The organism is Dactylosporangium cerinum (assembly GCF_042653625.1).
Classification (GTDB): Bacteria; Actinomycetota; Actinomycetes; order Mycobacteriales; family Micromonosporaceae; genus Dactylosporangium; species Dactylosporangium cerinum.
The window spans coordinates 404695-422763 of sequence record NZ_JBHSIU010000131.1 but is presented as its reverse complement, the minus strand read 5'-3'; the positions used below and the strand labels follow the sequence as shown (position 1 = coordinate 422763).

General features: G+C 72.0%; 17 protein-coding genes. 10 read left to right on the top strand and 7 right to left on the bottom strand.

Annotation, left to right across the window (positions count from 1 at the left end; translation table 11 throughout):
* Positions 1-601: 601 nt before the first annotated feature.
* Complete coding sequence (locus ACFPIJ_RS64070) at positions 602-1960, bottom strand: pyridoxal phosphate-dependent decarboxylase family protein (protein ID WP_380129369.1); 1359 nt, start codon at positions 1958-1960, stop codon at positions 602-604.
* A gap of 142 nt (positions 1961-2102) precedes the next feature.
* Between ACFPIJ_RS64070 and ACFPIJ_RS64065 the strand changes: the two genes are divergently transcribed.
* The 5 genes from ACFPIJ_RS64065 to ACFPIJ_RS64045 all read left to right on the top strand — a co-directional run bounded on the left by ACFPIJ_RS64065 (position 2103) and on the right by ACFPIJ_RS64045 (position 7214).
* Positions 2103-2663: a hypothetical protein gene (locus tag ACFPIJ_RS64065; RefSeq protein ID WP_380129368.1), complete on the top strand. Its 561-nt coding sequence runs from the start codon at positions 2103-2105 to the stop codon at positions 2661-2663.
* Positions 2664-2866: 203 nt separating this feature from the next.
* On the top strand, positions 2867-5032 hold the full coding sequence (locus ACFPIJ_RS64060) for a ricin-type beta-trefoil lectin domain protein (RefSeq protein WP_380129367.1): 2166 nt from the start codon (positions 2867-2869) through the stop codon (positions 5030-5032).
* Positions 5033-5164: 132 nt separating this feature from the next.
* Positions 5165-5893, top strand: coding sequence for a cobalt-precorrin-6A reductase (locus ACFPIJ_RS64055; protein ID WP_380129366.1), 729 nt, complete (start codon positions 5165-5167; stop codon positions 5891-5893).
* Between the two features lie 12 nt (positions 5894-5905).
* Positions 5906-6730 (top strand): histidinol-phosphatase HisJ family protein, encoded by an 825-nt coding sequence (locus ACFPIJ_RS64050; protein ID WP_380129365.1) that lies wholly within the window; start codon positions 5906-5908, stop codon positions 6728-6730.
* Between the two features lie 10 nt (positions 6731-6740).
* Complete coding sequence (locus tag ACFPIJ_RS64045; RefSeq protein WP_380129364.1) at positions 6741-7214, top strand: hypothetical protein; 474 nt, start codon at positions 6741-6743, stop codon at positions 7212-7214.
* Between the two features lie 89 nt (positions 7215-7303).
* Here ACFPIJ_RS64045 and ACFPIJ_RS64040 read toward each other — a convergent pair whose 3' ends face one another.
* The 3 genes from ACFPIJ_RS64040 to ACFPIJ_RS64030 all read right to left on the bottom strand — a co-directional run bounded on the left by ACFPIJ_RS64040 (position 7304) and on the right by ACFPIJ_RS64030 (position 11158).
* The gene (locus tag ACFPIJ_RS64040; protein WP_380129363.1) at positions 7304-8698 is read right to left on the bottom strand and encodes a ricin-type beta-trefoil lectin domain protein; all 1395 of its coding nucleotides are present in this window, start codon (positions 8696-8698) and stop codon (positions 7304-7306) included.
* 126 nt (positions 8699-8824) lie between these two features.
* Positions 8825-10021 (bottom strand): ROK family protein, encoded by a 1197-nt coding sequence (locus ACFPIJ_RS64035; protein ID WP_380129362.1) that lies wholly within the window; start codon positions 10019-10021, stop codon positions 8825-8827.
* A 78-nt stretch (positions 10022-10099) separates the two neighbouring features.
* The gene (locus tag ACFPIJ_RS64030) at positions 10100-11158 is read right to left on the bottom strand and encodes a hypothetical protein (protein ID WP_380129361.1); all 1059 of its coding nucleotides are present in this window, start codon (positions 11156-11158) and stop codon (positions 10100-10102) included.
* A gap of 176 nt (positions 11159-11334) precedes the next feature.
* Between ACFPIJ_RS64030 and ACFPIJ_RS64025 the strand changes: the two genes are divergently transcribed.
* On the top strand, positions 11335-12123 hold the full coding sequence (locus tag ACFPIJ_RS64025; protein WP_380129360.1) for a LamG-like jellyroll fold domain-containing protein: 789 nt from the start codon (positions 11335-11337) through the stop codon (positions 12121-12123).
* Between the two features lie 120 nt (positions 12124-12243).
* Here ACFPIJ_RS64025 and ACFPIJ_RS64020 read toward each other — a convergent pair whose 3' ends face one another.
* Positions 12244-13656 carry an MFS transporter gene (locus ACFPIJ_RS64020; protein WP_380129359.1) on the bottom strand — a complete coding sequence of 471 codons (1413 nt, stop codon included), beginning with the start codon at positions 13654-13656 and terminating at the stop codon, positions 12244-12246.
* An 89-nt stretch (positions 13657-13745) separates the two neighbouring features.
* Between ACFPIJ_RS64020 and ACFPIJ_RS64015 the strand changes: the two genes are divergently transcribed.
* From ACFPIJ_RS64015 to ACFPIJ_RS64005, 3 genes are read left to right on the top strand one after another with little or no spacing between them, the layout of a single operon-like run.
* A complete protein-coding gene (locus ACFPIJ_RS64015; RefSeq protein WP_380129358.1) occupies positions 13746-14306 on the top strand; it encodes a TetR/AcrR family transcriptional regulator in 561 nt (186 codons plus the stop codon).
* 45 nt (positions 14307-14351) lie between these two features.
* A complete protein-coding gene (locus tag ACFPIJ_RS64010) occupies positions 14352-15035 on the top strand; it encodes a hypothetical protein (protein WP_380129357.1) in 684 nt (227 codons plus the stop codon).
* A gap of 33 nt (positions 15036-15068) precedes the next feature.
* On the top strand, positions 15069-15857 hold the full coding sequence (locus ACFPIJ_RS64005) for a hypothetical protein (protein WP_380129356.1): 789 nt from the start codon (positions 15069-15071) through the stop codon (positions 15855-15857).
* A 2-nt stretch (positions 15858-15859) separates the two neighbouring features.
* Here ACFPIJ_RS64005 and ACFPIJ_RS64000 read toward each other — a convergent pair whose 3' ends face one another.
* Positions 15860-16366, bottom strand: a complete 507-nt coding sequence (locus tag ACFPIJ_RS64000) for a hypothetical protein (protein ID WP_380129355.1) — start codon at positions 16364-16366, stop codon at positions 15860-15862.
* Between the two features lie 124 nt (positions 16367-16490).
* Here ACFPIJ_RS64000 and ACFPIJ_RS63995 point away from each other — a divergent pair, with 124 nt between their 5' ends.
* On the top strand, positions 16491-16958 hold the full coding sequence (locus ACFPIJ_RS63995; RefSeq protein ID WP_380129354.1) for a hypothetical protein: 468 nt from the start codon (positions 16491-16493) through the stop codon (positions 16956-16958).
* Positions 16959-16998: 40 nt separating this feature from the next.
* On the opposite strand, the gene ACFPIJ_RS63990 is transcribed toward ACFPIJ_RS63995, so the two are convergent.
* Positions 16999-18069, bottom strand: coding sequence for a hypothetical protein (locus ACFPIJ_RS63990; protein ID WP_380129353.1), 1071 nt, complete (start codon positions 18067-18069; stop codon positions 16999-17001).

Here is an 18069-nt window from a genome sequence, read left to right as displayed (position 1 = left end):
GGAACGGACCGGTGCAGACCGGGGCTGGGCAGACGCCGACGCAGGGCAAGCAGACGCCGGCGCAGACGCAGACCCCACAGCCCCCGAGCGTGCAGGCACAGACGACGCGGGCGCGGACGCCGCAGCCCCCAAACGCGCAGGCACAGACGACGCGGGCGCAGACGACGCAGGCGCGGACGCTACAGCCCCCAAGCGCGCGGGCGCTGGGCTGTGTGAGCCCGCGACCGCCCTGGCCGTCGGTGCGGGTGTCGGAAGGCTGGCGTCCGACGGTGGCCTGGTCGCGTGCAGCCTGGCCAGTTTCGCCGCGTGCCGGGCCGCCAAGCCGTGCCTGCGGGCCTCGGCGAACTCGGCCCTGGTCCGCAGTTTCTCCTCGCGCCGGCGCGCGGCTTCGGCCCTCGACGCCGCGAACCGGGCGTCCCAATCGATCGAACCGGGATCCGCGATCGACCCGGAACCCGGTGCTTCCAACGAAAAGTACGGCCGTGGCACGTGCCGCCTCCCCCCCGGTAGGCGCTGCCTCCATTCTCGAGGCCGCGCACAACCGCGTCCAGCGCCGTGACCCGCCGTGGTCAAGGCCGTGACGCACAGGAACGCGCCGGGGTCAGGTGGCGAGGCGCAGGATCGTGTCGGCGGCCCGGTCGATGTCGGACTCGTCGGTGGTGAAGTTGCTGACGGAGAAGCGCATGGCCGGGTTGCCGCGCCAGGTGGTGCCGCTGACCCAGCAGGTGCCCTCGGCCTGAACGCGGCGCACGATGTCGGCCGTGTCGGGGCCGAGGTTGAGCAGGACCTGGTTGAGCACGACGTCGTTGAGCACGTGGCCGGACATCCGGTGCGCGAAGCGGGTGGCGAGGGCGCAGCAACGGTCGATCAATGCCGAAACGCCGTCGCGGCCGAGGGCGCGCAGCGCTGCGTACACGGGGAAACCTCTGGCACGGCGGGAGAACTCGGGGTTGTAGTCCAGGGCGTCGCGCTCGTCGCCGCCGGCGTGGACCAGATAGGCGGCGCGGACGCCCATCGCCGCGCGGTGGGCGGCGGGGTGGGCGCAGAAGACGAGGCCGGAGTCGTACGGGACGTTGAGCCACTTGTGGGCATCCGTCGTCCACGAGTCGGCGCGTTCGACGCCCATCACCAGGTGGCGCAGCCGGGTGCTGGCCGCCGCCCACAGGCCGAACGCGCCGTCGACGTGCACCCAGGCGCCGGCGGCGTGGGCGGCGTCGCAGATCTCGCCGATCGGGTCGAAGGCGCCGGTGTTCACGTTGCCCAGTTGGGCGCAGACGATGGCGGGGCCGTCCAAGGCGTCGAGGGCCTCGCGCAGCGCGTCGGGCATGAGGCGGCCTTCGGCGTCGACCTTGACCGGCACGAGGGCCGCCGTGCCGATGCCGAGGAAGCGCAGCGCGCGGTCGATGGTCGAGTGCCGGTCCGCGCCGGCGAGCACGGCGATCCGTGGCGCGCCGTGCAGGCCGCCGGTCTCCACGTCCCAGCCGACCCGGCGCAGCACCTCGTGCCGGGCCGCCGCCAGGGCCGTCACGTGGCTCATCTGCGCGCCGGTGACGAAGCCGACCGACGCGTGCGCGGGCAGCCCGAACAGGTCCCGCAGCCACCCGCCGGCGATGTCCTCGACGACTGCGGCGGCGGGGCCGGCGGCGTACAGGCCGGCGTTCTGGTCCCAGGTCGCGGTCAGCCAGTCCGCCGCCAGGGCCGCCGGCATCGCGCCGCCGATGACGAACCCGAAGAACCGGCCGCTCGGCGAGGCGACAATGCCGGGGTCGGCGGCCGCGGCCAACTGGGCGATCACCTCCCGCGCGTCGGCACCCGTGGCGGGCAGCGGGCCGCCGAGCGTCGCCCGCAGGTCAGAGAGCGACGCGCGGCTGCCGACCGGTCGGGACGGCAGGCCGGTCAGAAAGCGGGTGGCCTGCTCGTACGCCTCGGTGAGCGGGCCGTGCCAGTCCGGTTGTTCCATGCTCCCCATCTTCCGTGAGCTGGGCCACGTTGGTTGTCGGGTGGCATACATCCGGGATTCAACGGCGCGGTGGCCCGAATACGTTCTTGGCGTCCCACCGAATCCCCTGTCGCATCACCACATATGAAGGAAACGAATCCCCATGAAGCGTCTGCTGATCGCCTCCGCCGTTGCCGGTGCCACCCTCCTGCTGACCGCCGCCTGTGGGGGTGACGACAAGAAGGCCGAGCCGGCCGCCGCCGCTACGCCCGCCGCCAGCGCAGCCCCTGCGGAAAGCGCCAAGCCATCCGCGAAGGGCAGCCCCGCCGCAGGGAAGGGCCTGCAGTACGAGAAGGTCGCCCAGCTGACCGGTGACCTGTTCACGAAGGACGAGCTGTGCCCGGTCGGCAAGTGGGACAGCAACTCGACCGGCGTGCCCAGCAAGTACCGCAGCGCCGTGGCGAACTTCAAGCAGTTCGACTGCTACAAGAAGAAGGGCGACTTCATGCCGTCCCGCGGGCAGCAGGCCATCTTCGTGGAGTTCAAGGCCGCGAACGCGGCGAAGGCGTACGCGGAGGACCAGGCCAAGATGTACCCGACGCTGATCGTCGGTAACACGGTCGTGGTCGCCGGCACCGGCCTGGAGAACACCGACATGAAGGCCTACCTGGCCGCCGTCCAGGAGACCGCCGGCGGCGCGGGCGAAATCCTCGCGAAGTCTTAAATCCCCAGCTCAGTACCTTAATTCGGGTCGCATATTGACTTGCGTACCGGGGCGGGAATAGCCTCCGATGGATCTGTAAGGCAACTTCACAGATCCGTTCCTCCGTCGTCACCCACCGACGCGGCGGAGGACGGCTCCCGCCCGCCCCGGACCCACCCCCGACACGGGTCCTCCCGCGGGCGCCCCGCCCAGAAGGGACCCCCATGTCCAAACGCCGGCTCGGGCTCACGCTCGGCGCCATCCTCCTCGCCGTCACCGGCACCACCGTGGTCGCCATGACCACCGCCTCGGCCGCCGCCACCGGCCAGATCACCGGCTACGGCGGCAAGTGCGTCGACGTCGCCGCCGCGAGCAGCGCCAACGGCACCCAGGTCCAGCTCTACACCTGCAACGGCACCGGCGCGCAGCAGTGGACCGTCGGCGACGACGGCACGATCCGCGCGCTCGGCAAGTGCCTCGACGTCGCCGCCGCCAGCACCGCGAACGGCACGAAGATCCAGATCTGGGACTGCAACGGTTCCGGCGCCCAGCAGTGGTCGAAGCAGAGCGACGGCACGCTACGCTCGCTCGGCAAGTGCCTGGACGCGACCGGTCCCAGCTCCGCCGACGGCACCAAGCTGCAGCTGTGGGACTGTTTCGCCAGCGCCAACCAGCAGTGGACCCTTCCTGGAGGCACCACGAACCCGCCGACCAGCACGCCTCCGAACAACCCGAACAACCCTGATCTGGGTCCGAACGTGTCGGTGTTCGACCCGTCGATGTCGGCCTCGACGATCCAGAGCCGGCTGAACACGGTGTTCAACCAGCAGGTGACGAACCAGTTCGGCAATGCCCGGTTCGCGTTGTTGTTCAAGCCCGGCACGTACAACGTCAATGCCAACGTCGGGTTCTTCACCCAGGTCGCGGGTCTCGGCCTCAGCCCGGACTCGGTGGTCATCAACGGTGCCGTGCACGCCGAGGCGGACTGGTGGCCGGACGGTTCGCAGAACGCGACGCAGAACTTCTGGCGGTCCGCGGAGAACCTGTCCGTGACCCCGACCGGTGGCCTGGACCGGTGGGCGGTGTCGCAGGCGGCGCCGTACCGGCGGATGCACGTGCGCGGCAACCTCGCCCTGTCCGACGGCGGCTGGTCGTCCGGCGGCTGGATCTCCGACAGCAAGATCGACGGCCAGATCCAGTCGGGTAGCCAGCAGCAGTGGATCACCCGGAACTCGCAGATCGGTTCGTGGTCCGGTTCCAACTGGAACCAGGTGTTCGTCGGCACCAGCGGCGCGCCCGCCAACAGCTTCCCGTCCCCGCCGTACACCACCGTCGGCAGCACGCCGGTCGTTCGGGAGAAGCCGTTCCTGTACGTCGACGGCGCCGGCGCCTACCAGGTGTTCGTGCCGTCGCTGCGCACCAACTCCAGCGGCAACAGCTGGTCCAGCGGCACCACCGCCGGGTCGAGCCTGCCGATCAGCCAGTTCTACATCGTGAAGGCCGGCGCCACCGCGGCCACCATCAACGCCGCGCTCGCCGCCGGGCAGAACCTGCTGTTCACCCCGGGTGTGTACAACGTCAGCGACACGATCCGGATCACCCGGCCCGACACGGTCGTGCTGGGTCTCGGCCTGGCCACCATCGTGCCGCAGAACGGCGTCACCGCGATGACGGTCGCCGACGTGGACGGCGTGAAGGTGGCCGGCATCCTCTTCGACGCCGGCACGACCAACTCGCAGGTGCTCATGGAGGTCGGCCCGTCCGGGTCCGCCGCGGACCACGCGGGGAACCCGACGTCGCTGCACGACGTGTTCTTCCGCATCGGCGGTTCCATCGCCGGCAAGGCGACCGTGTCGCTGCGGGTGAACAGCAACAACGTCATCGGCGACCACATGTGGATCTGGCGCGCCGACCACGGCAACGGCGGCACCGTCGGCTGGAACACCAACACCGCCGCCAACGGCCTGGTCGTCAACGGCAACAACGTCACCATGTACGGGCTGTTCGTCGAGCACTACCAGCAGTACCAGACCATCTGGAACGGCAACGGCGGCCGCACGTACTTCTACCAGAACGAGATCCCCTACGACGTGCCCAACCAGGCCAGCTGGACCTCCGGCGGCGGCGCCCAGGGCTGGGCCGCCTACAAGGTCGGCGCCGGCGTCACTTCGCATGAAGCGTGGGGCCTGGGCAGCTACTGCTTCTTCTCCACCAATCCGAGCGTCGTTCTGGGCCACTCGTTCGAGGTCCCGGTGACCCCGAACGTGAAGTTCCACAACATGGTCACCGTCTCGCTCGGCGGCACCGGCACCATCTCGCATGTCATCAACAACACGGGCGCCGCGGTCAACAGCGGGCACCAGGTGACAAACCTGGTCAGCGGCCCGTAACTGCCGATCAGACCGGCGATGTGGTTCGTCGCCGGTCTGATCGCCAAAGCCCGCGCCGGCGACCTGCACCGCTCCGAGGCCGCCGGCAAGGGCCGCGTCGAGCTGCACGTCCCGGCGTGACATCGTCTCCTGGTGCGCACAGTGCTCATCCTCGGCGGCACCGGCGAGGCGCGACAGCTCGCGGCGGCGCTGCCCGGGTGGCGCGTGATCAGCTCGCTCGCCGGCCGCGTCGCCTCGCCCACCCTGCCGCCCGGCGAGGTCCGCGTCGGTGGCTTCGGTGGTCCCGCCGGCCTGGCCGAGTATGTCCGCCGGGAAGCGGTCGACGTGGTCGTGGACGCCACCCACCCGTTCGCCGCGAGGATGAGCGCTTCCGCGGCGGAGTCCGGGGTACCCCTGCTGCTCCTGCGCCGCCCCGGCTGGACCGCCGGACCCGGCGACGTGTGGCACCGGGTGTCCTCGCTGGACGCCGCCGCGGCCTTCATCGCCGGGTCCTCGTTCGAGCGGGTGTTCCTCACCACGGGCCGGCAGGGGCTGGGCGCGTTCGCCGGGCTGGCCGACCGGTGGTTCCTCGTGCGCAGCGTCGACCCGGTTGCGCCGCCGCACCCGCCGCGACTGGAGTCACTGCTGGACCGTGGCCCATTCACCGTCGAGGGGGAGACGGCGCTGCTGCGGTCGTACACCATCCAGCTCCTGGTGACGAAGGACAGCGGGGGCGCCATGACCGCCGCGAAACTGGCCGCGGCCCGTCTCCTCGGCGTGCCGGTTCTCATGATCGACCGGCCCCCGGTCACGCCCGGCGTGCCCGTGGTGGCGGACGTCACCGGCGCCGTGACATTCCTGCACGGTCTCGGCATCGACTGACACGATCAGCCGATGCTGCCCGCGGATCTGCACACGCACACCGAGTTCTCCTGGGACACCGGCACCGGGGACATGGAGGGCTCGTGCGCGCGGGCCGTCGAGCTGGGGCTGCCGGCGATCGCGTTCACCGAGCACACCGACTTCGTCACCTGGCAGGTCACCCCGGACACGCTGCCGGAGCGGCTGCGCGAGCACATCACCGACGGGGTGCACCTCACCCCGCCGCCCCTGGACGTCACCGGCTACCTGGAGGCGATCGACCGGTGCCGGGCCCGCTTCCCGTCGCTGCGCATCATCACCGGCGTGGAGCTCGGCGAGCCGCACTGGTTCCCCGCCAGCGCCGCGGCGCTGCTGTCCTCGGCCCCGTTTGAGCGGGTCATCGGCTCCCTGCACTCCGTGGCCGCGGCCGGCCGGCACCGCCTGGTCGAGGACGAGTTCGCGGTGCAGGGTGTGCCCGCCGTGCTGCGCGAGTACTTCGCCGAGGCGATCCGCATGATCGAGTCCTGCGACGCGTTCTCGGCCCTGACCCACCTGGACTACCCGGTCCGGTACCTGCCCGCGGGTTCCACCTTCACGATCTCGGAATATGAGGAGGAGATCCGGGCCGTGCTGCGCGCCCTCGCCGGCACCGGGCGCGCGTTCGAGGTCAACACCCGCCGCGGCCCGGAACCCGAGTTCGTGCGCTGGTGGCGCGAGGAGGGCGGCCGCGCGATCTGCTTCGGCAGCGACGCCCATCGCCCCGACCTGGTCGCCACGGGCTTCGCCGCGGCCGCCGCGATGGTCGAGGCACACGGCTTCCGCCCCGGCCGCCACCCGTTCGACCACTGGCTCCTCTAGGGTTCTGCGCATGGGGTGGAATACGTCGGCGCTGTTCGTCCAGGGGTCCTCCACGGCGGAAACGGTCGCGCTGCTGGCCGCCGCGCGCCTGGACCCCGCTCAGCTGGTGGGCGCGGACGAGGCGACCAGCGGGCTCGCGGACGGGGTGCTGTTCGCGGCGGAGGTCGGCGGCTGGACGCAGGTCTGGGACCCGTCCATGGTGCTCGCCCCCGCCTGCGACCCGCCCGGCACCGCTCTGGCCGTCATCTTCTCCAGCGTCGCCAGCACCTATGCGTTCACGCTCTTCGCCGACGGTGAGGTGGTGCGGGAGCTCGTGTACGCCGACGCCGAACCCGTCGTGGACACCGGGACCCCGCTGCCGGTGGAGGCCACCGTGGAGATCCCGTCCTGGGGCCCCGACGAGGACTTCGTGTGGGCCGTCATCGAGGCCGTGACCGGCACCGGCTACCAGGACTCCCAGCGCTTCGAGGTGTGGCGGCGCTGACCTGATCGGCCCGGGCGACCAGCCACGCGGGGGTGCCCCGGCCGTCCGCGTTCCGGGGCACCCGTCCGGGTGGTGCAGCTGGCCGGGGCTCAGCCCTGGTACTGGGCGATGATCCTGGTGAAGTCCCACGCGTTCTGGGAGACGCCGCTGCAGGTGTCGTCGCCGGTGCCGCCGCCGTTGCACGGGCGGTCCCGGTTGGCCGACCAGAAGGTGAACCGGGCGAGGTGGTGCTGCTGGGCGTAGGCCAGCATGGTGCGGAAGTCCGCGACGGTGACCGTCTCGCCGACGTCGGTGATGCCGTTCATCGAGGAGATGCCGGCGTGCCGGTAGGCCTGGTCGTCGGTGTAGCCGTAGCCGTTCTTGATCGTGTTCTTCAGCCCCTCGGCGGCCTGGACGGTGAGGGCGCCCATGTTCTGCCCGGCGGCGCCGAAGTCGAACGGCATGATGGTCCACGCGTCGACGGTCAGCCCCGAGGCGGCGGCCCGGTTGATCATCGTGGCGTCGGGACCGTTGCGGTCGCTCGGGAAGGTGACGTACACGGCGACGCCCGGGTTGTTGGCCTTGACGGTCTTCAGCGCGTCGATCGTGCGCTGCTGCAGCGTCGCGTTGTTGTAGACGCTGCCCTCGATGTCGATGTCGATCGCCTTGAGGCCGTAGGCGTTGATGACCTTCTGGTACGCGGCCGCGAGCGTCGCCGCGCTGCTGCACGTCTGCTCCAGCCACGGCCCGGACGCGCCACCGAAGGACACGGCGACGTTGCCACCGGCGCCGCGGATGTTGTTGATGACGGTCTGGTCCTGCCCGCCGGTGAGCGGCCGGTATCCGTCCCACAGCGGCTCGCAGGCGCCGTTGGACAGGATGAACGCCATCGTGAACCACTTGACGCCGGTCGCGGTCATGATGGTGCGCGGGTCGGGGAGGTTGCCCCAGCCGAGGTAGGCGTACGGCGCGGCACCCATCGCGGGATTGGACGTCGGCGGGTTGGAGGTCGGGGGCGTGGTGCCGCCGCCGAGCGTCCACTTCTGGTTGGCGGTCCCGCCGCAGGCCCAGATCTGCAGCTGGGTGCCGTCGGCGGAGCTCTGGCCGGTCGCGTCGAGGCACTTGCCGGCGTTCGGGTTGGTGAGGTCCTTCGCCGCGCTGTACGTCCACCGCTGGGCAACGGTGCCGTTGCAGTCCCACAGCTGGACCTTGGTGCCGTTGGCGGTGCCGGCCGCGGCGACGTCCAGGCACTTGCCCAGGACCCGGAGCGTGCCGTCGTCGCCGAACGTGACGCGCTGGGCGGCGGTCCCGTTGCAGGTGTAGAGCTGGATCTTCGTGCCGTTGGCGGTCGCGGCGCCGGCGACGTCGACGCACTTGCCGCCGATGCCGGTGACGGGGCCGGTGGTCGCGGCGGAGGCGGTGTTCATCGCGACGGCGGTGACCGCGCCGAGCACCGCGACGGCGGCGGTCGCGAGCAGGGAGCGGCGGAGGCGGGGGCTGCTCATGGGCGAGCCTTTCGGGAGGGAGAGGGCTATCTGTCAACTGCCCTTCCAGATAGAGCGCACGCTATGCCCACCCCTTTTTTCGAGTCAACAAGAAACCCCGGGACCATAGACAAACTTAAGGAGCCGTTACGGCCGGGAGGCACGGCGCAGCAGCTCGGCCATCGGCAGCGTGGCCGCGCCGAAGGCGACCGCGTCCGGGCCGAGCTCGCACAGGTCGATCGACACCTGGCCCCACGGGTGCTCCAGCGCCTGCTCGCACGCGGCCGCCCGGATCTGCGGCAGCAGGCGGGCGCCGAGCGCGAGGCCGGCCCAGCCGCCGAGCACGACCCGCTCCGGGTTGAACAGGTTGACCAGGTTGCCGATGCCGGCGCCGAGCATGCCGGCGGTCTCGGCCAGGATGCCGTCCGCCTCGGGGGTGCCGGCCGCGATGAGCGCCGCGACGTCGGCGAGCTCGTCGGCGCTGCGCACGAACTTGGGGTCGACCTGCAGGTAGCGGTCGAGGATCCCCTCGGCACCGACATACGCCTCGAGGCAGCCGCGGGCGCCGCACCGGCACTGGCGGCCGCCGTAGACGACCGTGGTGTGGCCCCACTCGCCGGCGCTGCTGCTGGCGCCGCGATACAGGGTGCCGTTGGTGATGACGGCGGCACCGACGCCGGAGCCGACCAGGACGATCACCGCATTGCCGGCGCCGCGGCCCGCGCCGAACCACATCTCGGCCTGGCCGAGGGACTTGGCGCCGTTCTCCACGAACAGCGGCGCGGTCAGGCCCCCGTCGCGCAGCAGGCCGTCGAGGGAGATCCCCCGCCAGCCGACGGTCGGGGCGTGCACGCGGACGGGGTCGGACTGCTCGACGGTGCCGGGGACGCCGATGCCGATGCCGATCACGTCGGACGCGTCGGTGCCGCCGAGCACCTCACGGATCCCGGCGAGCAGCTGCCCGGAGACCGCCTCCGGGTCGGGGCGGGACGACGGCAGCGGCTCGTCGACGGTGGCCAGCCGGGTCATCGACAGGTCGAACAGCTCGACCTTGACGCCGGTCTCGCCGACATCGGCGCCGACGAGGCGGCCGAAGTCGGGATTGACCCGCAGCAGCACCCGGGGCCGGCCGCCGTCGGAGTCGATCTGCCCGGCCTCGATGATGAGGCCCTCCTGCAGCAGCTCCGCGGTGACGCTGCTGGCGGTCGCGGCGCTCAGCCCGGTGATCCGGCTGAGGTCGTGCCGGCTCAGCGGCCCCCGGAAGAACAGCTCCGACAGCAGCGTGGACCGGTTGCGCCGACGCATGTCACGGGTCGTGGCCCGCTCGACCTCGATGCGCACCACCGCCGCGAACCCCTCCCCCGACCACCGCTGTCGGTGAATCGTGTCATGTGAGCGCTCCCGCGTCGACACCGTGGGTGCTCATCGCCTCCTGGCGCGTCTCGCCACCGCCGCGACCAGCATCAACGCCACCACCGTAAACGCTGCGAGGAGCAGCGGGGCACGTGCCGACGAGCGCACGGGCGGCTTCGGCGGCGCCGCCATTGCCGAGGTCGTTGAGGGTACGGCACTGCTGGGCGCCGCCGTCTTCAACCCGCTCGGGTATCGCAGCACGACGACCGGACCGGCCTGATCGGAGACGGTCAGCAGCCCGGTCGCGTCGGCGGTGTAGGCGATCGCCTCGCCCTGCGGCTCGTCCGGCAGCGGCGTGACCGTCGGCTTCCCGGACGTGATCGCCTTGGCGACGTCGCCGCCGGTGACCTCGAACTCGTAGGCGTCGGCATAGGTGCGCACCACGGCCCGCGTGCCGTCGGCGGACACGGCCGCCCCGGTGACCCAGGCGATGCCGAGGAAGCCCCACGGGTTGGACGTGCCGGTGCGCCGCGGCTCGAACGCGCCGACCTTCGTGAGCGCGACGCCGTCGGTGTTGTCCGTCGGCAGCGGCTTGTCCAGCCGGAACACCTCGCCGTTGGGGTCCTTGGTGACGATCACCGGCCGGCCCTGCCCGTCGATGAGCAGCGCCTCGGCGTCACGGGGCACCCCGTCGGGATACACCAGGCGGTGGATCTTGAGTTCATTCGAGCCGGCCGCCATGGTCCACAGCGCGATCGTGCTGCGGCGGGTGCCGGAGCCGCCGGTCATGGGGCCGTTGTCGCCGATGTCGGCCACCCACACGGTGCCCTTGCGGTCCACCGCGAGGTCCTCGGGGTCGCGGGCGGTGCGCGGATACTGCACGCTGCCGGTCACCTTGCACGACTTGTCGAGCGTGAACACGCGGGTCTTGGCCGGGTCGGGGTTGCTGTCGTTCTGCACCAGATAGCCGGTGGCGGTGACGGCGAGACCGGACACCTCGGTCACGGCGGGGTCGGCGATGCGGCAGACCTCCGTGGGCGCCCCGGACACCTGTGTCGGCGCGTGCGCCCCAGCCGCGGCGGGTGCACCGAGGATCAGCACCGCTGCCGCCCCCGCCGCCCACCGCATGCCACAAGTCTTCCAGACCTGCGGCGGTCGTTTCCGGACATCCGGTTTGGGTGACGATGCGTCAACCGTTCAGTTACGGATTGCGTCCGACACGTTGGGGGAAATGCGCGGAGGTTACGGCCCGAATATGACACATTTCGGGCATGAAGACATGGGGGAACATGCATGGCGGCCGGATGAGAGCCATCCGGCCGGCGATCCTGGCCGCCGCGGCGCTCGGCGTCGCACTCAGCGCGCTGGGCGTCGCCTGCCCCGCGAACGCCGCCACGAGCGCGAAGACCGTGACCGTCACCGACCCGGTCGAGGTCGCCGCGCCGGTGGTCGTCGCCCGGTACACCTTCGACGCGGCCGCCAACGGCGCCACCGTCACGGACGACTCCGGCCATGGCCACACGCTCACCTCATCGGCCGGGCACGGCGGCAAGGTCCGGCTCGCCGACCGCCTCGGGATGGCCGCCGGCGGGCGGGCGGCGGACTTCCCGGCCCGCTGCGCCGGCAAGCGGTGCCCGCACGCGGTGCTGCAGACGCCGGATGCCCCCGAGCTCAACCCCGGGGCCGGCCCCATCCGCTACGGCGCGACCGTCCGGCTGACCAAGAAGGACACCGGGTCCGGCCAGAACGTCGTGCAGAAGGGGTACTCCGCGTCCGGCAGCCAGTACAAGCTGCAGATCGACGGCGCGGCCGGCCACCCGAGCTGCGTCTTCGCCGACGCCGCCGTGCACGCGATCCACGTGGCGATGTCCGATGTCTCGGTCTCCGACGGCCTGTGGCACCGCCTCGAGTGCCGCCGGTCCGGCACCGCGCTGACCGTCCTGGTCGACGACGCCGTCCGCGGCACCGCGACCCTGCCCGCCGAGCTGTCGGTGGTCAACGCCGTCCCGCTCAGCATCGGCGGCAAGGGCAACGGCAAGGACAACGACCAGTTCCACGGCACCCTCGACGACGTCTGGATCGCCCGCGGCTGAGCCGCGGAGCAACGCGGCGGAGCCGCGGAGCAAGCAGCAGGGGTGCCCTTCCGGGCACCCCTGCTGCTTGCAGTTCCGGGACGCGGCACGAACGTCAGCTCCGGGGACGCGGCGCGAACGTCAGCTCCGGGCGCGCGGCACGAAGACCGCGATCACCGCCGCGGCCGCCAGCATCGCCGTCAGCGTGGCGAAGGCGTACGTGTACCCAGATTCCAGCGGCAGGCCCGCCGGGGTCAGGTGGGCGGTGATGACCGCGCTGGCCACCGCCGCGCCAAGGGACCCGCCGATGGTGCGGATGTTGGCGTTCATGCCGCTCGCCACGGCCGTCTGGCCGGCCGGGACGGTGTGCACGATGAGGTTCACCATCGCGGTCCACGTCAGGCCGAGCCCCACGCCGAACACCCCGGTCGCGACCGCGATCTGCCAGTACGCGGAGTGGAACAGGGTGAGCCCGGCGCACGACAGCGCCGCGGTCGTCGTCCCGACCAGCAGCTGGACCTTCGTCGGCACATACGCGGTCAGCGGGCCGCTCACGAATCCGGCCACCGCCATCGTGACCAGCATCGGCAGCATCGCCAGCCCGGCGCCGGTGACGGTGGTGCCGAAGCCGTACCCGGTGGAGCGCGGCGTCTGCAGGAACTGCGGCAGGAACGCGTAGGTGGCGAACATGCCCGCGCCGAACAGCAGCGCGACGAGGTTCGTCGTCCAGACCGCCGGCAGGCGCATCATCTGCATGTCGATGAGCGGCTCGGCGGAGCGCAGCTCCACCAGTACCCACGCGACGACGAGGACCACGGCGAGGATCAGCGGCACCACGACCCCGGCCGACGTCCACCCCCAGGCCGGCGCCTTGCTCACCGGCAGGATCAGGGCGACCAGCCAGCCGGACAGCAGCGCCCCGGCGAGCCAGTTGATCCTGCCACGGGTCCGCACCGGTGACTCGCCGACGAACCGCAGGGTCAGCGCGAACGTGCCCGCCACGACCAGGGCCGGGATCCAGAACAGGGCCCGCCAGTCCACCGCGGCGACGATCGGCCCGGCGAGGACCACGCCCAGGCCACCGCCGACGGCGATCACCGCGGACAGCCCGCCGATCGCGGACGCCACCCTGGCCGGCGGCAGCTCGTCGCGGAGGATGCCGAACGAGATCGGGAACACGGCGCCGCCGAGCCCCTGCACGATCCGCCCGATGATGAGCACGCCGATGTTCGGTGCGACGGCGGCGATCACGCACCCAATGACGATGGCCGCGAGGGCGACGAGCAGGGTGCGGCGCTTGCCGTACATGTCGCCGATGCGCCCCATGATCGGGGTGGCGACGGCGGCGGACAGCAGCCAGGCGGTCAGGACCCAGGTGACCGTGCTCTGACTGGTGTGCAGGTCGTGCTGGATCGTCGGCAGCACCGGGCTGACCAGCGATTGGAGCAGGGAGAACGAGGCGGCCGCGGTGGCGAGCGCGACGAAGGTGAACCGTCCCGCCTTCACCGGTGCGGTCGCAACGGGTGGCGGGCTGAGCGTGAGTGCGCGTGTCATCGGATTTCCCCCGGACGCGGTACAGTAGTGGAGGTACGCCTCCACATTAGCGGAGGGGTGCCTCCACTTCCAAGCCGCTGGAGAAGAACGTGTCCGCCGACTCCCCCGTCGCCGTCCGCCGGCCGCAGCGTGCCGACGCCAGGCGCAACTTCGACGCGTTGCTGTCCGCCGCCCGCGCGGCGTTCGCCGAGCAGGGCACCGAGGCGTCCCTCGAGGACATCGCCCGGCGGGCCGGCGTGGGCATCGGGACGCTGTACCGCAACTTCCCCACCCGGCAGGACCTGTTCGAGACGGTCTACATCGGCGAGATCGAGGAGCTGTGCCAGACCGCCGACGACGTCGCCGACCTGCCGCCGTGGGACGCCCTGGTGTCGTGGCTGCACCGGTTCGTGGCGTACACGGCGACGAAGCGCGCCATCTACGAGGCCCTCAACCGCGACTCGTCCATGTTCCGCCACTGCCGCGAGGAGATCTACCGCGTCGGTGAGCCGCTGCTGGCCCGCGCCCAGGCCGCCGGTGCCGTGCGCACCGACGTCACGTTCGACGACACGCTGCGCATGATCAGCGGCCTGACCGCCGGCGGGTTCGTCGACACCGCCCAGCGCGACCGGGTCCTGAGCGTCGCCCTGGACGGCCTGCGCCGGCAGTAGCCCGCGGGTCCTACCCTGGCCGCATCGACGGGACCGGGGGGCACCGTGCAGATCACCGAGGTCAGTTTCGTGGGCGTGCGGTCGGCCGTGGTGACGCTGCGGCACCGGACCGCAGCGCTGCGGTTCGTCCTGTTCCCGATGGTCCACATCGGCCGGGCCGACTTCTACGCCGCGGTCGCCGAGCGGCTCCGGCAGTGCGACCTCATCGTCGCGGAGGGCTACGACGGACCGAGCTCGACCGGCCGGGCGTACCGCATCGCGCTGCGCCTCACCCGGCAGCGCGGCCGTGGCCGGTTGGTGCACCAGGACATCGACTACGCCGCGCTCGGGGTGCCGGTCGTGTGGCCCGAACGGATCTTCCGGGACACCCGGCGCCGCGACCGCATGCCGCTGCTGGCCTGGCTCGATCTGGTGGTCCTGGTGCCGTACCTGACCGTGACCATGGCCGTCGGCGGCACCCGCTGGCTGCTGCGCCGCCACTTCGAGATCAGCGACGACTCCGAGGTCCGGTTCTCCCGGGAGTTCCTCACGAAGTGGATCGTCCACGACCGGGACCGCGAGCTGATCGAGGCGCTCACCGAGATCCACCGCACCCGTGCGGACGACCCGATCGACGTCGCGGTCGTCTACGGCGCGGGCCACCTGCCCGCCGTGGTCCACGCCCTGGCCGGCACGCTCGGATACCGGCCGCGGCGCGGCGGCGAGTGGCTCACCGTCATCGACTTCTGAACCGCCGCCGGCACGGGCCTGATCTAATGCGGCGTGACCGACATCGAGCACCGCCTCGCGCGGATCCGGAGACTGTTCACCCGCCTGCGGGAACTCAACTGGCCCGAGGCGGCGCCCTCACCGCTGGACGAGTCCGCGGTGGAACGTTTCGAGGCCGGAAACGGGCTGCGGCTGCCGGAGAACTACCGCCGCTACCTGCTGGAGTTCGGCGACGTCGACACCGGCCTGATGGCCCTGGCCGCTTACGGGACGCCACTCGCGAGGCAGGCGGAGGCGGACCCGTTCTGGCGGCTCAACACCTCGCCGTTCCGGCTGACCCGGCCGTGGTCCGGCACGCCGGCCGACCTCGAGGAGGCGCGAGAGGGGATGGGCGAGGACGCGGATCATCTGGACCCTGACGACTTCTACGACATCGACGGCGGGCCGAGGGACGGGACGATGCACCTGGGCGGCACCCGCAGCCAGCTCTACGCATGGTTGGTCCTCAACGGCCCCTTCGAAGGCGAGGTGTGGGTCGACAGCCTCGGCTACGCCCCCGATGGCTGGCTCGCCCCAGCCGTGGACATGCTCCAGGAATTCGTCCCCGACCGGTGGTGGCACCCGTTGCGCGACGAGCCGTGGTTCCCCGCGGTCGAGGAACCGGCCGGTGGCCCCGACTTCCTGGACCTGACCGGGGACAGCCTGGCGCAGATCGTCCTGCGGGCCGAGATCCGCCACGCCCTGGACGCCGACACCGCCCGCGCCGTGGACCAGCGGCTCGAATACCGCGAACGGTTCGACTTCCGGCACCTCCCGCACCCGGGCGCTCAGGCCCCCCGGTAGCGCTACAGCCGGCCGACGGCGTTGGCGTAGTAGGCGACGTTGGCGACGTGGTGCACGACCTCGCGCAGGGACCAGGTCTCCGCGGCCGGTCGGTCGTCGAGCCGGGCGGCGTCGAGGCCGGTCAGCCGGGCCCGGTAGCAGGCGGCGAGCCGGGTGAGGCGGCTGGTCGCCTCGTCCAGGTCGACCTCGGTGAACCGGGCGAAGTCCGCGTCGGTCGTGACCATGCGGCCGTGCCACTCGTCGGGCGGGGACGGCAGGCCGGCGAGACGGCACTCGATCTCGGCGAGATGGTCGAGCAGGTGGTCGGCGACCCGCCGGATCGCCTTGTGCGGCGTCCAGGCGTTGCCGTGGCGGTGGATCGGGCGCTGGTCCCAGCCGAGCCAGCTCTCGGCGATGTCGAGGACCTCGGCGACGGCGTCCGGCACCAGCCCGGTCACGTCGCGGCCGTCGGTCGGCGGCGGGGTGGCGTACTTGTCGGCGTGCGCGTCGAGCGTCAGGCGTCGGACCATGCCGCCAGGCTAGTGCGCGACAGTGACGGCGGCCGCCCCGAAAAAGCATCCGCCGTCTGTCCAATGTAGATGTCCACTAGCCGACAACCACGAAACGGCCGCAGGCGCAAGGATTCCGCGTGTGATGACACGAGCTCTGCTCCCGATCGCCATTGCGGCGGTCGCTCTCGCCGGATGCTCCTCCGAGGATCCGGCCGACACCACCGCCGCGCCGGCGGGTGCCGCAACGTCCAGTGCCGCGCCGGCCGCGGGCCCGTCGAGCGCGGCGGCGTCCAGCGCCGCACCGGGCACGTCCAGCGCGGCCGCCACCGGCGGGGGCTGCCCCGTCGACGCGACCGCGCTGAAGAAGGCGTTCCAGGCCAACGCCGAGGTCGCCGGGGCGATCATCCTCGGCAAGGGCTTCAAGGACATCAGCTGCTACCAGGGGTACGCGACGGCGCTGACCCAGCCGGAGGCCATGGACACCGCGGTGGTGGTGTTCAAGTACGACGCCGCGAAGAAGACCTGGGCGGCCCTCATCGGCGGCACCGACAACGTCTGCGAGAACACCGTCCCGGCGGCGATCCGGCCGAACCTCAAGCACTGCACCTGATTCCACCGGCGGCGCAGGTCCGGGGACTGCGCCGCCCCGCTCAGCCCGGCACGTCGGTGGCGGCCGAGCAGCGGCCGATGCCGCTGGAGCCGAGCGCCGTGCGGCCGAAGGCGTCGACGCCGCCGGCGCACGCATACCGGGGGCCGTCGCCCCACGTGGTCACGGTCATGGAGAGCTCGCCCGGCTTGTCCTCCTGGACGTCGATCGCGCGGATCGGCCGGCCCTCGGTGAAGGTGAACGTGACCGTGCTCGGCGGCGAGGTCCGGCGCAGCGTGCCGTGGCCGCCGCGGCCGTCCAGGTCCATGAGCGCCGAGGTGACGGTGCCGTCGTAGGCCGGCAGGTCGAGCAGCACCCGTCCGCCGGCGGCGTCGGTGCCGGGCGCCCCGGTGTCCAGGGCGTGCACGGTGACGCCGGTGACCGGCTCCGCCTCGGTGATCGAACCGAGGGTGTATCCGAGCGTGCGCCCGTCGGCGGCCCAGACCAGCGAGCCGAGCGCCGTGCCCGGCGCGGTGGTCCACTCGCGGCGCTGCCCGGTGCCGAGGTCCAGCACGGTGAGGACGGGACGCTGGGCGGGATCCCGGGTCACCTCCGCCCTGGGCTCCCACCCCGGGACCGACACCGGCGGCGCGCAGGGCAGCGTCGCGTACGCGATCCGGCCGCCGTCCCGGCTCATCGCCAGTCCGGCGACCATCCCGGGCACGACGCCCGGCACCGGGGCCAGGTCGGTGACGTGGCCGGCATCGGTGAGGCGGAACCGGTGGAGCGTCGACACGCACGGCTCGGCCAGGGTCGACCCGACCAGGAAGACGCCGCCGGGTCCGGCGACGATCTCCCGGGCGTCGCCGGCGGGCAACGCCGGCTGCGGCACCGACTCGGTCAGCGTCTCGAGGCCGTTGGCGTCCGTATCGTGCACCTGGAACCACGGCATCGGGCTGCCTCCGCGACCGGCCGTGCCGGTCAGGTCGCCGCTGTTGCCGGCGGTGAGCAGGAACCGCGACCGCGGCCAGTCCACACCGGCCGGGTCCCGGGCCGCGCCGCCCTCCGCCCCGATCAGGAAGGCGACCGCCAGCAGCGACGCCACCACGCCACCGCCGGTCCACCGTGTCCGCAC

Coding starts and splice junctions, on each gene's coding strand:
- ACFPIJ_RS64070 (WP_380129369.1), bottom strand. CDS start 1,960: ATGGAACAACCGGACTGGCACGGCCCGCTCACCGAGGCGTACGAGCAG.
- ACFPIJ_RS63995 (WP_380129354.1), top strand. CDS start 16,491: ATGACACGAGCTCTGCTCCCGATCGCCATTGCGGCGGTCGCTCTCGCC.
- ACFPIJ_RS64020 (WP_380129359.1), bottom strand. CDS start 13,656: ATGACACGCGCACTCACGCTCAGCCCGCCACCCGTTGCGACCGCACCG.
- ACFPIJ_RS64050 (WP_380129365.1), top strand. CDS start 5,906: ATGCTGCCCGCGGATCTGCACACGCACACCGAGTTCTCCTGGGACACC.
- ACFPIJ_RS64025 (WP_380129360.1), top strand. CDS start 11,335: ATGAGAGCCATCCGGCCGGCGATCCTGGCCGCCGCGGCGCTCGGCGTC.
- ACFPIJ_RS64065 (WP_380129368.1), top strand. CDS start 2,103: ATGAAGCGTCTGCTGATCGCCTCCGCCGTTGCCGGTGCCACCCTCCTG.
- ACFPIJ_RS64060 (WP_380129367.1), top strand. CDS start 2,867: ATGTCCAAACGCCGGCTCGGGCTCACGCTCGGCGCCATCCTCCTCGCC.
- ACFPIJ_RS64000 (WP_380129355.1), bottom strand. CDS start 16,366: ATGGTCCGACGCCTGACGCTCGACGCGCACGCCGACAAGTACGCCACC.
- ACFPIJ_RS64040 (WP_380129363.1), bottom strand. CDS start 8,698: ATGAGCAGCCCCCGCCTCCGCCGCTCCCTGCTCGCGACCGCCGCCGTC.
- ACFPIJ_RS64030 (WP_380129361.1), bottom strand. CDS start 11,158: ATGCGGTGGGCGGCGGGGGCGGCAGCGGTGCTGATCCTCGGTGCACCC.
- ACFPIJ_RS64045 (WP_380129364.1), top strand. CDS start 6,741: ATGGGGTGGAATACGTCGGCGCTGTTCGTCCAGGGGTCCTCCACGGCG.